Origin of the sequence: Actinomadura miaoliensis (assembly GCF_039536785.1) — a bacterium.
Lineage (GTDB): Bacteria > Actinomycetota > Actinomycetes > Streptosporangiales > Streptosporangiaceae > Spirillospora > Spirillospora miaoliensis.
Map to the genome: position 1 here is coordinate 41,238 of NZ_BAAAZG010000004.1, position 13,690 is coordinate 54,927.

The 13,690-nt window shown below is 73.2% G+C and carries 12 protein-coding genes; 4 read left to right on the forward strand and 8 right to left on the reverse strand.

Annotated elements, in window-relative coordinates:
• Positions 1 to 42 precede the first annotated feature (42 nt).
• On the forward strand, positions 43 to 354 hold the full coding sequence (locus ABD811_RS07195) for a hypothetical protein (protein ID WP_344942704.1): 312 nt from the start codon (positions 43 to 45) through the stop codon (positions 352 to 354).
• Positions 355 to 393: 39 nt separating this feature from the next.
• The gene (locus ABD811_RS07200) at positions 394 to 2,199 is read left to right on the forward strand and encodes a M43 family zinc metalloprotease (RefSeq protein ID WP_344942707.1); all 1,806 of its coding nucleotides are present in this window, start codon (positions 394 to 396) and stop codon (positions 2,197 to 2,199) included.
• Positions 2,200 to 2,303: 104 nt separating this feature from the next.
• Here ABD811_RS07200 and ABD811_RS07205 read toward each other — a convergent pair whose 3' ends face one another.
• From ABD811_RS07205 to ABD811_RS07235, 7 genes are all read right to left on the reverse strand, one after another.
• Positions 2,304 to 3,197 carry a LysR family transcriptional regulator gene (locus ABD811_RS07205; protein ID WP_344942710.1) on the reverse strand — a complete coding sequence of 298 codons (894 nt, stop codon included), beginning with the start codon at positions 3,195 to 3,197 and terminating at the stop codon, positions 2,304 to 2,306.
• Positions 3,198 to 3,342: 145 nt separating this feature from the next.
• A complete protein-coding gene (locus tag ABD811_RS07210) occupies positions 3,343 to 4,149 on the reverse strand; it encodes a DNA-formamidopyrimidine glycosylase family protein (RefSeq protein ID WP_344942713.1) in 807 nt (268 codons plus the stop codon).
• A gap of 10 nt (positions 4,150 to 4,159) precedes the next feature.
• Entirely contained in the window at positions 4,160 to 4,624 is a 465-nt protein-coding gene (locus ABD811_RS07215) for an RrF2 family transcriptional regulator (protein ID WP_344942716.1), read from the reverse strand.
• Positions 4,625 to 4,815: 191 nt separating this feature from the next.
• Positions 4,816 to 6,264, reverse strand: coding sequence for a glycoside hydrolase family 3 protein (locus ABD811_RS07220; protein WP_344942720.1), 1,449 nt, complete (start codon positions 6,262 to 6,264; stop codon positions 4,816 to 4,818).
• 58 nt (positions 6,265 to 6,322) lie between these two features.
• Positions 6,323 to 7,171 carry a carbohydrate ABC transporter permease gene (locus tag ABD811_RS07225; RefSeq protein ID WP_344942722.1) on the reverse strand — a complete coding sequence of 283 codons (849 nt, stop codon included), beginning with the start codon at positions 7,169 to 7,171 and terminating at the stop codon, positions 6,323 to 6,325.
• Positions 7,168 to 8,151: a carbohydrate ABC transporter permease gene (locus ABD811_RS07230; RefSeq protein ID WP_344942724.1), complete on the reverse strand. Its 984-nt coding sequence runs from the start codon at positions 8,149 to 8,151 to the stop codon at positions 7,168 to 7,170. Before ABD811_RS07230 ends, ABD811_RS07225 begins: the two co-directional genes overlap by 4 nt.
• Before the next feature lie 15 nt (positions 8,152 to 8,166).
• Positions 8,167 to 9,432, reverse strand: coding sequence for an extracellular solute-binding protein (locus ABD811_RS07235; protein ID WP_344942726.1), 1,266 nt, complete (start codon positions 9,430 to 9,432; stop codon positions 8,167 to 8,169).
• 254 nt (positions 9,433 to 9,686) lie between these two features.
• Here ABD811_RS07235 and ABD811_RS07240 point away from each other — a divergent pair, with 254 nt between their 5' ends.
• Entirely contained in the window at positions 9,687 to 10,907 is a 1,221-nt protein-coding gene (locus ABD811_RS07240) for an ROK family transcriptional regulator (RefSeq protein WP_344942728.1), read from the forward strand.
• 48 nt (positions 10,908 to 10,955) lie between these two features.
• On the opposite strand, the gene ABD811_RS07245 is transcribed toward ABD811_RS07240, so the two are convergent.
• A complete protein-coding gene (locus tag ABD811_RS07245; protein ID WP_344942731.1) occupies positions 10,956 to 11,090 on the reverse strand; it encodes a hypothetical protein in 135 nt (44 codons plus the stop codon).
• Positions 11,091 to 11,302: 212 nt separating this feature from the next.
• Here ABD811_RS07245 and secA2 point away from each other — a divergent pair, with 212 nt between their 5' ends.
• On the forward strand, positions 11,303 to 13,648 hold the full coding sequence (gene secA2 / locus ABD811_RS07250) for an accessory Sec system translocase SecA2 (RefSeq protein WP_344942734.1): 2,346 nt from the start codon (positions 11,303 to 11,305) through the stop codon (positions 13,646 to 13,648).
• The last annotated feature ends 42 nt before the right edge of the window (positions 13,649 to 13,690 follow it).

Sequence of the window (13,690 nt, forward strand, 5' to 3'; positions counted from 1 at the left end):
GACGCCTCGCACGGGGGCTTCGGAAGGCGGGGTGATAGCGACATGCCCGAATGGAGCGGGAAACGCTGGCTGCACTCCCATGAGGAGGACCACGGCGACGTCCGGGTCTACCGGCCGGCCGACTTCCCGTTCCCGCGCTCACGCGGCCGGCACGGGTTCGAACTGCGGGACGACGGAACCGCGGTCGAACACTATTCCGGACCCGACGACCGGCCGCGCACGAGGACCGGCCGATGGCGGGCCGAAACCCCGGACCGCGTGCGCCTGTCCTTTCCCGGCGAGCGGCCCAGGGAAACGACCCTCGAAATCCTGGAATCGTCTCCGGATCGGCTGCTCGTCATCCCGCGCGGATAACGCGCTCTCAGCGAACCACCCGACGGGAAGGTGAGTGAGATGACCGTCGGCGAGACCGGCACCCCGATGCCCGCGCAGCGCCGCTGCGGCACGATGGACGTCCACCGCAGGCTGCTGACCGAACGTCCCGGGTACGCCGTGGCCAGAGCGGAGATCGAGACGCACGCCCAGCGGTTCCGGACGGCCCGCCGGGCCGAGGAGCGCCTGGGCGTGACCGTCATTCCCACCGTCGTGCACGTCGTCTTCCAGACCCCCGTGCAGAACATCGACGACGCGCAGGTGCGCAGCCAGATCGACGTCCTGAACCGCGACTTCCGCAAACTCAACCCGGACGTCGCCAACGTCCCCGACGCGTTCAAGCCGCTGGTCGGGGACGCCTTCATCGAGTTCCGGCTCGCCACCCGCGACCCGCTCGACAACCCCACCAACGGCATCACGCGCACGCAGACCACCGTCGCCGCGTTCGACACCGACGACTCGGTCAAGCACGCCGCCCAGGGAGGCGCCGACGCCTGGCCCAGCGACCGGTACCTCAACATCTGGGTGTGCCGGCTGGCAGGGGGGCTGCTGGGCTACGCGCAGTTCCCCGGCGGGCCGAGGGACACCGACGGCGTCGTCATCACCTACACGGCGTTCGGTACGACCGGGACGGCCGCCCCGCCGTTCCACCTCGGCCGCAGCGCGACGCACGAGGTCGGGCACTGGCTGAACCTCTTCCACATCTGGGGCGACGACGGTACGGCGTGCACCGGCTCCGACCAGGTCGACGACACCCCCAACCAGGCCGGGCCCAACTTCGGCTGCCCGCAGTTCCCGCACATCACGTGCGGCAACGCGCCCAGCGGCGACATGTTCATGAACTACATGGACTACACCGACGACGCCTGCATGTTCATGTTCACCAAGGGGCAGACGGTGCGCATGCAGGCCGCGCTGGACGGGCCGCGCGCGTCCATAGGCACCAGCCAGCTGCTCAGGCCCGCGCTCTTCCGCGCCTGGAAGGGCATCGGCGGCGACCCGGGGCTCTACGTGTCGTCCACCGGTGACGGGCAGCAGTGGACGCCGCAGATCCTGTTGCCCTTCGTCGGCACCAGCAGCGGTGCGTCCGTCACCGAGCACGGCGACCTGCTGCACATGGCGTGGAAGGGCCTCGACGGAGACCCCGGCATCTACCACTCCAGCAGCGCCGACGGCGCCAACTGGCGGCCGCAGAATCTCGTGCCGGCGGTCGGGACGAGCCACAAGCCGTCCATCACCGCGTCCAACGGCGTGCTGCACATGGTGTGGAAGGGCATCGGGACGGACTCGGGCATCTACCACTCCACCAGTGCCGACGGCCTCGGCTGGCAGCCGCAGAACCTCATCGGCGGCGTCGGGACCAGCAACGGCCCGTTCGTCACCGTGTTCAACGGCGTGCTGCACATGGTCTGGAAGGGGATGGGAGCGGACTCGGGCATCTACCACTCCAGCAGCATCGACGGCGTCAACTGGCAGCCGCAGAACCACGTGGAGGGCGTCGGCACGAGTCACGGCGCGTCCCTGGCCGTGTTCGACGGCCTGCTGCACATGGTGTGGAAGGGAATGGACGCCGACTCCGGCATCTACCACTCCACCAGTCCGGACGGAACGAAATGGGAGCCGCAGAACCACATCAGCGGTGTCGGGACGAGCCACACGCCGGTTCTGGGCGTGCTCGGCGGCCGTCTGCACATGGTGTGGAAGGGGATGGACGGAGACCCCGGCGTCTACCACTCCGCCACCCGTGACGGGGTGACCTGGGATCCCCAGGACCTCATTCCCAACGTCGGTACCAGCGAGGGCCCGTCGATGGTCTCGCTGCCGTGACCGCCCGCTTCCGTGACGGCTCCGGGCCGCCACGGAGCCGTCACGGCGGGCCTGCCCGGCACGGTGTCACGGACGTGCCGCGGCAGGCCCCGGGCCCGCCTCGTTCACGGCGCCTTGGGCAGGTGGGCGAGGACGGTATCGGCGAACTCCACGGCGAGCGGGCTGAGGGCGTCCCAGCTGCGCGCCGCCCAGCCCGCCGCCAGCGGCGGCAGCTCCGGGATCGGCACGAGCCGAACGTCGCCCCGGGGGCTGCGCGTCCAGCCGGGCAGCGCGGGCAGGACGGCGTGCCCGAGCCCGAGCTCGGCCAGCAGCAGCGCGGTGTCCCAGTCGGCCACGCTCGTGGTGGAGTCCAGGCGCACGCCGTGCCGCTCCAGATGCCCCGTCAGATGCCCGCGCGACGTCGACTGCTCGGGCAGCTCGATGTGCCGGGTCCCGGCCAGGTCGGCGAGCGAGACCGACTCGCGGCGCGCCAGCGGCGCGTCCGCGCGCACCGCCAGCACCCACGGCATCCGGTACGAGGGACGCTGCTCGATCCCGTCCACCGGCGGGCCGATCGTCACCCACGCCAGGTCGGCGTCGTGGGCGTGCACCGCCTCCAGGCAGCGGCGGCTGGAGTTGGCCGTCTGGAACTGCAGCGTCACGTCGGGGTGGCGGTCCCGGAACACCGCCACGCCCGCCGCCATGAAGTGCCGCACGGTGGTCGCGCCGGTCGCGATCCGCACCGTGCCGCCCCGGCCGCGCCGCAGGTCGTCCAGTTGCCGCAGCGCCGCGTCCAGCCCGGCCAGGCCCTCGGCGGCCGCGCGCCGCAGGATCTGCCCCGCCCGGGTGGGCACCACCCCGCGCGGCCGCCGCTCCAGCAGCACCAGGCCGGTCTCCCGTTCCAGCCGCTTGACGTGCTGGCTGACCGCCGACTGGCTGCACGACATCTCCCGCGCCACCGCGCTCAGGCTCTGCGCCTCGCACACGGCCACGAACACCCGAAGGTCGTCCAACGTCATGCCGTCCAAGGTAGAGCTTGGGGATTGGCAAGCGAACCCGAGAATTGACTTCACCTTCCGCGCGGCGGAGGATCGCCAGAAGGCGGCGACCCGCCCGGGGGCTCGCGCGACCCCGGCGGGCGCCGACCGCCGGCCTCGGGGGGAGCTACGGGGTGCCGCCCGCCGGGGCGGGCTGGCAGCGCGGACACCAGAAGGTGACGCGTTCGGCGGCGTCCGGGCCCTGGTCGGCGCGTTCCACGCGGGTGCCGCAGCGGCGGCAGGGGCGGCCCGCGCGTCCGTAGACCCAGTGCTCGCGGCCGGGACGCCGGTCGCCGGTGGTGATGTGGCCGTAACGGGCCTTGTTGGCGTCCAGCAGCCGGTGCGCCAGCTCCACCAGCCCCGGCAGGTCGGGGACGTCGCCGACGGGCGTCCAGGGGTGGACGCCGCGCAGGAACAGCACCTCGGCCTTGTAGACGTTGCCGACCCCGGCCAGGCGGGTCTGGTCGAGCAGCGCCTCGCCGATCGGGCGCGCGGGCCGCTCCTCAAGCCGCCGGACGGCCTCGGCGGCGGGGCCGGGGCCCCACGCCGCGTCCAGCAGGTCGGGGCCGAGGTGCCCGACGGCGCGGTGCTCCTCGGCGGTGCGCAGCAGCTCCACGACGCCGAGGGAGTAGCCGAGCGCCAGCCATTCGGCGTTGCCGAGGACCAGGCGGATGCGGTGGTCGCGCGGGGGAGGCCCGGCGGCCCGGCGCACGCGCCACACGCCCTCCATCATCAGGTGCGTGTGGACGGTGACGCCGCCGTCGACGCGCACGAGCAGGTGCTTGCCGCGCGCGACGGCCTCGAGGACGGTGCGTCCCCGCAGGTCGGCGGTCGCCAGCCGGGGCACCCGGAAGTCGCTGCGCGTCAGCGGACGCCCGGCGAGCGCCTCGTGCAGGCGCCGGGCGGTCTGCCAGACGACGTCGCCCTCGGGCATGGTGCGTCCCTCAGATGAAGGACGGGCTCTCCCAGGCGGCGGGGTCCTCGGTCAGCTTGCGCACCGGCTCGGGCAGCTCGCCCGACGCGATGTGGGCGAGGGAGACCCGCTCCAGGATGTTGCGCTCGCTGGCGCGCAGCGCGATCCACACCTCCTGCAGCGAACGGGCCGGGCCCTCGTAGCCGACGTGCTCGGGACGCTCGCCCCGCACTCCCAGCAGCGGCCCGTCGATGGCGCGGATGATGTCGGCCAGGGAGATCTGGTCGGCCGGCCTGGCCAGCCAGTAACCGCCCTCGGGGCCGCGCTGGCTGCGGACCAGTCCGGAGCGGCGCAGCTGGCCGAGGATGTTCTCGAGGAACTTGGGCGGGATCTGCTGCGCCTCGGCGAGCTGGACCGCTGTCACCGGGTGACTCCCGGCCACAGCCAGCTCCGCGGCGGCACGCAGCGCGTAGTCGACCCGGGCGGACAATCGCATGACAGCATTATCCCTTGCCGATCGGACTGGTTGGGCTTTGTCTCCCGCCCCGGTCTGCGGGCACCACGGCGGCCGGGGCGGCGGACGCGGCGAAGGGGCAGTTCACAGCGTTGCCGGAGCCGTTCGACGGGCGGGTGCGGCATGTCCCCGCACGACCGCCCCGGCGGCGGCCGTGCGGGGACACGCGGCGGTCAGGTCAGGCCGAGAAGCTCGGCGGCGGCCTGGGCGTTGGCGTGGGCGGCGCCGTAGGTGGCCAGGTGGACGGCCCCGTCCGGACGCCACACCGGCAGGCCCATCTCCACCACGACGGTGTCGGGACGGGCGGCCACCAGGGCCTGGGCCAGGGCCCGCTGTCCCGCGTGGCGGTGCGCGTCGCGCAGCACGACGACGAGACCACGGCCGCTGGCACGTTCCAGCACACCCGTCGCCTCCGCCGCCGAACCCTCGGCCCGCACCGCGTCCGGCGCCCACGGGCCGAGCCCCCACGGGGTGGGGCCGACCGCGATGTTGCCGGTCGCGGCCACCTCGACGACCAGCGGGGCTCCCCCGCCGCCCCGCCAGTCGGGCAGCTCGCCCGACACCCGCACCGCCCGGCGGGCCGCCTCCAGCCCGGCGGCGCGGTCGGCGGCGGCCGGGGCGCGGTCCGCCAGCCAGTCGCGCAGCGCGCGGGTGCGGGCCGCCGCGTCCGCCAGCCGGTCCAGGGGCAGCCGCCCGATCCGCACCGCCTCCTCGATCGCCGCCAGGACGGCGCGCAGGCTGTCGTGGTGCTCGCGCGACCCCAGGCACAGCAGGTCGGCGCCCGCGAGCAGGGCCCGCACGGACGCCTCGGGGATCCCGATCTCGCCGCTGGCGCCGTCCATGTCCAGCGCGTCGGTCACGATCACCCCGTCGTAGCCGAGGCGGCCGCGCAGCAGCCCGGTGATCGCGGCGGGCGACAGGGTGGCCGGGACGCCCTCGGTGACCGCGGGCAGGTTCAGGTGCCCGGTCATCACCGCCCGCGTGCCCGCCCCGATCGCCGCGCGGAACGGCACCAGCTCGCGGCGTTCCAGCAGCGCCATGTCGGCGTCCACGATCGGCACGCCCAGGTGGGAGTCGGCCACGGTGGCGCCGTGGCCGGGGAAGTGCTTGGCGCACGCGGCCACGCCCGCCTCCTGGGTGCCGGTCACGGCGGCGGCCGCGTGCCGGGCCACCAGCTCGGCGTCGGAACCGAACGAGCGGGTGCCGATCACCGGGTTGTCGGCGGCGGTGTTGACGTCCACCGACGGGGCGAAGTTGAGGTTCACCCCCACCTCGGCCAGCTCGGCGCCCAGCGACCGGTAGACCCGGCGGGTCAGCTCGGGGTCGTCGACGGCGCCGAGCGCGGCGTTGCCCGGATAGGGGCTGGCGGTCACGTGCCCGGTGAGGCGGGTGACGTCGCCGCCCTCCTCGTCGATGGTGACCAGCGGGTCGCCCGCCTTGCGCAGCTCGGCGGTCAGCGCGGCCAGCTCGTCGGTGCCGGGCACGTTGCCGTTGATCGCGAAGACGGTGACGCCGCCCAGCCCGTTCTCCACCTCCTCCAGCAGCCAGCGGGGCGGCAGCGCGCCGGGGAAGGCGGGCAGCAGCGTGCCCCGCGCCAACCGGATGATCTCGCTCTCACTCATCCCTGCCTCCCGCTCGGCTCCGGGGCGCCAAGAAGGCGCCGCCTTCCCTCCAGCTCGCTCATCCCTTCACCGCCCCGGCGGTCAGGCCCGCGACCATCCGGCGCTGGACCAGCAGGAAGAACGCGATGACCGGCACGGTCAGCAGCGTGGAGGCGGCCATGATCGGCCCCCAGGCGTTGCCGCTGCGGCCGAAGAAGAACTGCAACATGATCGGCAAGGTGTATTTGTCCTGGTCGTCGAGGAAGGTGAAGGCGAAGATGAACTCGTTCCAGGCGGTGATGAACGAGAAGATGCTCGTGGCCACCAGGCCCGGCGCCACCAGCGGCAGCAGGACGGTGACGAACGTGCGCACCGGCCCGGCGCCGTCGATGGCGGCGGCGTCCTCCAGTTCGCGCGGCACGGCGGCGACGAAGCCGCGCAGCATCCAGATCGCGAACGGCACCGCGAAGGCGATGTCCACCACCAGCAGCCCGGCCAGGCTGTTCAGCATGTCCAGCCGCTTGAGGTCCATGAACAGCGGGATGACCAGCGCCTCGCACGGCACCATCTGCACCACCAGCAGCATGATCAGGAAGGTGGTGCGGAACCGGAACCGGAACCGGGCCACGGCGACGGCGGCCAGCAGCGCCAGCAGGCTGGACACCAGCACGGTGCCGAGCGCCAGCAGCGCGCTGTTGCGCAGGTACTCCCAGAACGACACCTCGGCGATGCCGCCGTTCAGCACCAGGTCGAAGTGCTCCAGGGTGGGATGCGCGGGCAGCGGCCGGGGCGTGGTGCTGAAGATCTCGGTGTTGGGCTTGAACGCCGTCGACACCATCCACAGCACCGGGAACACGGCGACCGCGAAGACCAGCAGCCCGGCGCCGTTCAACGCGGCCTTGCGCACGCCCTTGGTCCTCGCGGTCATGACGTCTCCCCCTGCCGCACCATGACGCGCACGTACACGGCCGTGACGATCAGCAGGATCGCCGTCAGCACCAGTGCGATCGCCGAGCCCATGCCGAGCTTGGGATTGAGCGACCCGAACGCCTCGGAGTAGGCGTACAGGGACAGGTTGAAGGCGTCCCGGTTGGCCATGCCCGCCATGACGAACAGCTGGGTGAACACCTTGAAGTCCCAGATGACGCTCATCACGACCAGCACCATGAAGATCGGCTTGAGCAGCGGGACGGTGATCCGCCAGAACGCGCGCCACGGGCCGGCGCCGTCCACCCGCGCCGCCTCGTACAGCTCGCCGGGCAGGCTCTTGAGCCCGGCCAGCACCGAGACGGCCACGAACGGGCAGGACTGCCACACCACGCACACCGTCAGCACGGTGTAGGTGGGCAGCGGGCTGGCGAACCAGTTGAAGTCGGCCCAGCCGCCGCCGACCAGCGCGTCCGGCAGCAGGTCCAGGAACCAGTTGACCAGGCCGCCGGTGGTGCCGAACAGCCAGGAGAAGATGATCGCGGCGGTGACCGGCGGGGTGGCCCAGGCGACCATCACGCCCCCGGCGACGAACTTGGACATGCGCCGGCCGAGCCGGTTGAGCAGCAGCCCCACCAGCGTGCCGAGCACCAGCGTGGCCGTCACGGCGACCACCGCGAACAGCACGGTCTGACGGAGCGTCTGCCAGAAGAACGGGTCGCCGAGGATCGTCTCGAAGTTGCCGGTGCCGACGTTCTCGGCGGGCTCGCCGCGCAGCTGCCGGTTGCCGACCTTCTGGAACGACATGATCCCGATCTGGACCATCGGCCAGAACATCAGCACCGCGATGACGACGACGGTCGGCGCGATGAGCAGGTACGGGCCGTAGCGCGGCCCGCGGCGAGGGCGGCGGGGGCGGGCCCGGCCGGAGGGGTCGCTCCGGCCGGGCCGCCTGCGCACCGCCGGAGCGGTGTCGAGCATGGCGTCAGCCCCCGATCACGGGTTGAGCAGCGTGTTGGCCTGCTCGTTGGCCTTCTTCAGTTCCTCCGCGGCCGGACGGCCCTGCATCACGGCCTTGACCGCGTTCGGCAGCACCTTCTTGGCCTGCTCGAACTCGCCCCAGCCCGCGCTGATCGGCGGGAACTTGGTGTTGGCCGCGATCTGCGTGAAGGCCGCGAGCGTGGGGTCGGTGAAGCTGACGTCCGAGCGCATCGAGGAGAAGCCGCTGTAGTCGGCCCACGCCTTGGCGTTCTTGGCGTTGTTGAGGACGGTGATGTAGTCGAACGCGACGTCCTTGGCCTTGCTGTCGTTCCACACCGCCAGGTCCGAGCCGCCCGCCATGACCGGCGCGTTGCCGCCGTTCTTGCCGGGGATCGGGAACACCGCCCACTTGCCGGCGTCCTTGTCGGAGATCTTCTTCATCTCCTTCAGCGCCCAGCTCCCGTCGATGTACATGCCGAGCTTGCCGAGCGCGAAGTCGCGCTGCGGCCCCTCCAGCTCGTTCTTGCCGACGTACTTGGCCGGGGCGACCTTGTCCCGGGTGACCAGCCCGGCGTAGAAGTCGACGGCCTCGACGGCCGGCGGCTGGTCGAGCTTGCCGACGAACTTCTCGCCCTCGGGGACGGCCACCTCGCCGCCGTTGCCCCAGATGAAGCTGAGCAGCGCGTTGGTCTGGTCGCTGGGCGCGCCGATGCCCGGCACCTTCTTCTCGTCCTGGATCTTCTTGGCCGCCGCGGTCAGCTCGGCCCACGTCTTGGGCGGCTGGATCCCCAGCTCCTGGAACCAGTCCTTGCGGTACCAGACGGCGCGCACGCCGCCGTACCACGGCACGGCGTAGGTCTTGCCGCCGGAGCGGTCGTTGGCCACCGCGGTCTTGTTGAGCTTGCCGCCGTCGGCCCAGCCGTCGAACTTGGCGGTGATGTCGGCGAGGCTGCCCTGCTCGATGTGGGACTGGACGTCGGTGTTGCCCAGCTCGGTGACGTCGGGGCCCTCGCCGCCCGCCGCGGCCTTCTGGAAGGTGGTGGCGACCTGCGGCCACGGCACGTACTTGACGACCACGTCGGTGTTGGGGTGCTTCTGCTTGAACTCGGCCTCGACGCCGTCGAGGAACTTGGTCTGCTCGGGCGTCCCGTCGCCCATCATCCAGACCTTGAGCTGGGCGGGGCTCTGGCCCGTGCCGCCATCGTCGTCGTTGCCGCCGCCGCAGGCCGTGGCGGCCAGGGCGAGCGCGGCCGTCACGGCCGCTGCCTTGATGTACTTCACTGGGGGTCCTTTCCGGCTCTTCCAGCGGGCGGGCCTCGCGTACGTGTCCGGGCGATGCGGTGGAACCGGCGGGGAGCCCGTAGGGTCCCAGCCATGGCACCGAATCGGCCCCGTGACGCCCTGCTCGTCGGTCGGCGCTGTCGTGCGGCCTGGTCCGGCACCGGCGGCGGTCCGGCCGCCTGGGCGTAAACTAACAAGAAAGTTTCCTAAACAAAACCGCCTGTTAGCGGATTGAGACGTTGGAGGGGTGGGCCATGGCAGGGCGCCCGGGGACGCCGCGGCTGCTACGCGAGCTCAACGACCGTGCCGCGCTTGAGCTTCTGGTCACGCAGGGGCCGCTGACCCGCGCGCAGATCGGCGCGCACACCGGGTTGTCGAAGGTGACCGCCTCCCAGTTGCTGGCCCGGCTGGAGGAGCGGGGGCTGGTGCAGGTGGTGGGGGAGCGCGCCGGGGGACGCGGGCCGAACGCCGCGCTGTACGCCGTCGTGCCGTCCAGCGCCTACGTGGTGGGCATCGAGGTGGGGCCGGACGGGGTCACCGCCGCCGTCGCCGACATCACCGGCGGCGTCGTCGCCCAGGTCACCGTGGACCCCAACGGCGCCGACGACCCCGTCAGGACCGTGCACAGCGCCGTGGTGCGGGCCTGCCGCTCGGCAAGGGTCGCGCTGCGCCGCGTCACCGCGCTGGTCATCGGCACGCCCGGCGTCGTCGACCCGCGCACCGGCGACGTGCAGTTCGCCTTCGACCTGCCCGCCTGGCATGAGGGCGTGCTCGCCGCCCTGCACACCGACCTGCGGCGTCCCGTCGTCATCGAGAACGACGTCAACCTGGCCGCCATCGCCGAACGCGCCTACGGCGCGGCGCACGGCGCCGAGGACTTCGCCTTGGTGTGGCTGGGCCGCGGCATCGGCCTGTCGGTCATGCTCGGCGGACGCCTGCACCGGGGGCGCTCGGGCGGCGCGGGCGAGCTGGGCTACCTGCCCGTCCCCGGCGCGCCCCTGCCGATGGGCTCGGCCCGCCGCGACCACGACGCCGAGGGCGTCACCAAGTCCAGCTCCTGGGGCATTCCCGCCCTGGCCGGAGGTTACGGCTCCCTGGTCAGCACCGACGCCGTGCTCGACCTGGCCCGCGCGCACGGTCTCACCGAACCCACCGCCGTCGACTGCGTCCGCGCCGCCGCCGCCGACGAGGACCTGGGCGGCGCCTTCCTGGACGAGCTCGCCGACCGCATCTCCTACGGCGTGACCTCGGTGAACATCGTCCTGGACCCCGGCCTGGTCGTCCTGTCGGGCCAGCTCGGACGCGCCGGCGGACGTCCCCTCGCCACCCGCATCGAACGCGCCGTGGGCCGCTACAGCCCCACCCGCCCGACGGTGGCCGTCACCGAGGTCGAGGGCAACCCCGTCCTGCGCGGCGCCCTGCACGCCGCCCTGGAACAGGCCCGGGAAGAGGTGTTCTCCGCCCCCGCGGGCTGACACGCCCGCCGGCGCCTCCGCGCGGGGTCACGCCGGAGGCGCCGAGGTTCACCGCGCGGGACGGCGGACCGGCGGATGCTCGCGGCGCCGCCGAGGGTCCCGCATGGCGCGGTCGAGGACGGTCTGGCTGATGATCTGACGCTTGCGCCGCTGCGCGGCGACCCACCGTGTCGTCGGTGTCATGGCGACTCCCCGTTCCGCGGCGACCCGGCCCCCGGGTCACCGCAACCCCCTACGACCCGATCATCCCAGGACCGCGGCGCCGGCGGATCCGCCCAAGGGAGGAGAACGCGGACGAACCCCTCAGACCTTCTGCCGAGGTCGCGTGGAACCCTGGAAGGGAAGGCGCCCGCGACGTCTTCCCGGCACCGAGCTGATCAAGGACACTCGTCGTCATGGCATTGCGCGACCGGCTGCGCCGCCTCCTGCAGCGACCCGGCACCGTCGACCTGCGGCCGTTCGAGGCCGTGGTCGCCGAGGCCGCGACCCGCGAACCCGAGGTCCGCGCCCTCTCCGACGAGGCCCTGACCACCGCCGCCCTGTCCCTGCGCGAGGAGCGCACCGAACCCCCGTCAGCCCGCGACTCCCCCGAGCTGTGCGCCTTGGGCCGGGAGGCGGCGCGGCGGACCCTCGGCGAGCGGCCGTACGACGTGCAGCTTCTCGGCGCCCTGGGACTGCTGTCGGGGCACGTGGTGGAGATGGCCACCGGCGAGGGCAAGACCCTGGTGGGCGCGCTGGCCGCCGCCGGGTACGCCCTGAGCGGCCGCCGGGTGCACGTGATGTCGGTCAACGACTACCTGGCCCGGCGCGACGCCGAATGGATGGGGCCGCTGTACGCGATGCTCGGCGTGACGGTGGCGTGGGTCGGGCAGTCGTCCACCCCGGACGAGCGCCGCCGCGCCTACGCCGCCGACGTCACCTACGCGCCCGTCAGCGAGGTCGGGTTCGACCTGCTGCGCGACCGCCTGGCCACCGACCCCGCCGACCTCGTCCTGCCCGAGCCGGGGGTCGCGCTGATCGACGAGGCCGACTCGGTGCTGGTGGACGAGGCGCGCGTGCCGCTCGTCCTGGCCGGGGCCGCCGACGTGGCGTCCGCCGACCCCACCTACGCCGAGCTGGTGCGGCGGCTGCGGCCCGGCCTGCACTACACCGCCGACGAGGAGGCCCGCAACGTCCAGCTGACCGCCACCGGGGCCCGCGCCGTCGAGCACGCCCTCGGCGGGATCGACCTGTACGCCCCCGAGCACCTGGACGCCCTCACCGCCGTCAACGTCGCCCTGCATGCCGAGGTGCTGCTCCAGCGCGACGTCGACTACATCGTCCGCGACGGCGCGGTGAAGCTGGTCAACGCCTCGCGCGGGCGGGTGGCGCTGCTGCAGCGCTGGCCGGACGGGCTGCAGGCGGCGGTCGAGGCCAAGGAGGCCCTGGAGGCGTCCCCCAGCGGCGAGATCCTTGACTCGATCACCGTTCAGGAGCTGGTCGGCCGCTACCCGGTGCGCTGCGGCATGACCGGCACCGCCCTGGCCGTCGCCGGTCAGCTCCGCGAGTTCTACGACCTGGAGATCGCGGTCATTCCGCCCAACCGTCCGTGCGTGCGGGTGGACGAGCCCGACCGGCTGTACGCCACCGCGGCCGACAAGGAGGTCGCGATCGTCGACGAGATCGCCGCCGCGCACGCCACCGGACGGCCTGTGCTGGTCGGCACCCTCGACGTCGCCGAGTCCGAACGCCTGGCCCGCCGCCTGGACCGCGCCGGCCTGCCCTGCGTCGTCCTCAACGCCAAGAACGACGCCGAAGAGGCCGCGATCATCGCCCGGGCCGGGGCCCCCGGCGCCATCACCGTCTCCACCCAGATGGCCGGGCGCGGCACCGACATCCGCCTCGGCGGCGGCGTCCCGCCCACGGCCGCGTCCTCCGCCCCGTCGCCCGCGGCCGACCACGACCGGGTGGCCGGCCTCGGCGGCCTGCTGGTGATCGGGACGGGCCGCCATCCCAGCAGCCGCCTGGACGACCAGCTGCGCGGCCGCGCCGGACGGCAGGGCGACCCGGGCGGCTCGGTGTTCTTCGCCAGCCTGGAGGACGACCTGGTCGCCCGGTACGCGCCCGACGAGTCCCACGACGGGCCCGCCGCGCCGGACGGGCGGGTGGACGCCAAGGGCGCGCACTGGATCGTCGACCACGCCCAGCGCGTCGCCGAGGGCGTGGACATGGAGATCCACCGCAACACCTGGCGCTACCACCACCTGATCAGCCTGCAGCGCCGCGAGGTGCTCGCCGAACGCGACGCCGTCCTGCACGGCGACGCCGCCGACCGGCTGCTGGCCGACCTGCGCCCCGAACAGCACGCCCGGCTCGTCGAGGCGGCCGGCCCCGAGCCGGTCGCCGCCGCGGCCCGCCAGATCATGCTGTTCCACCTCGACCGCTGCTGGGCCGAGCACCTGGCCTTCCTCGCCGACCTGCGCGAGGGCATCCACCTGCGCTCGCTCGGCCGCGGCCTGGACCCGCTGGTCGAGTTCAACCGCGAGGCCGTCCCCGCGGGCAAGCGCCTGCTGGGACGGGCCCGCGACCGCGCCGCCGACACCTTCGACACCCTGGAGGCCTCCGACGGGCGGGTCGACATGCCCGGAGCGGGACTGGCCCGCCCCTCGGCGACCTGGACCTACGTCGTCCACGACAACCCGTTCGGGTCGCTGGACGAACGAGCCTTCCGCGGCCTGGTCGCCATGTTCCGCCGCCGCTAGGCGTACCGGGCCACGGCGTCGGCGACGTCGGCCGGCCGGTGC

What these genes read in the sequence shown, in the direction of transcription:
- secA2 (WP_344942734.1), top strand. Translation starts at nt 11,303, where the DNA reads ATGGCATTGCGCGACCGGCTGCGCCGCCTCCTGCAGCGACCCGGCACC.
- ABD811_RS07240 (WP_344942728.1), top strand. Translation starts at nt 9,687, where the DNA reads ATGGCAGGGCGCCCGGGGACGCCGCGGCTGCTACGCGAGCTCAACGAC.
- ABD811_RS07210 (WP_344942713.1), bottom strand. Translation starts at nt 4,149, where the DNA reads ATGCCCGAGGGCGACGTCGTCTGGCAGACCGCCCGGCGCCTGCACGAG.
- ABD811_RS07220 (WP_344942720.1), bottom strand. Translation starts at nt 6,264, where the DNA reads ATGAGTGAGAGCGAGATCATCCGGTTGGCGCGGGGCACGCTGCTGCCC.
- ABD811_RS07205 (WP_344942710.1), bottom strand. Translation starts at nt 3,197, where the DNA reads ATGACGTTGGACGACCTTCGGGTGTTCGTGGCCGTGTGCGAGGCGCAG.
- ABD811_RS07215 (WP_344942716.1), bottom strand. Translation starts at nt 4,624, where the DNA reads ATGCGATTGTCCGCCCGGGTCGACTACGCGCTGCGTGCCGCCGCGGAG.
- ABD811_RS07225 (WP_344942722.1), bottom strand. Translation starts at nt 7,171, where the DNA reads ATGACCGCGAGGACCAAGGGCGTGCGCAAGGCCGCGTTGAACGGCGCC.
- ABD811_RS07245 (WP_344942731.1), bottom strand. Translation starts at nt 11,090, where the DNA reads ATGACACCGACGACACGGTGGGTCGCCGCGCAGCGGCGCAAGCGTCAG.
- ABD811_RS07195 (WP_344942704.1), top strand. Translation starts at nt 43, where the DNA reads ATGCCCGAATGGAGCGGGAAACGCTGGCTGCACTCCCATGAGGAGGAC.
- ABD811_RS07200 (WP_344942707.1), top strand. Translation starts at nt 394, where the DNA reads ATGACCGTCGGCGAGACCGGCACCCCGATGCCCGCGCAGCGCCGCTGC.
- ABD811_RS07230 (WP_344942724.1), bottom strand. Translation starts at nt 8,151, where the DNA reads ATGCTCGACACCGCTCCGGCGGTGCGCAGGCGGCCCGGCCGGAGCGAC.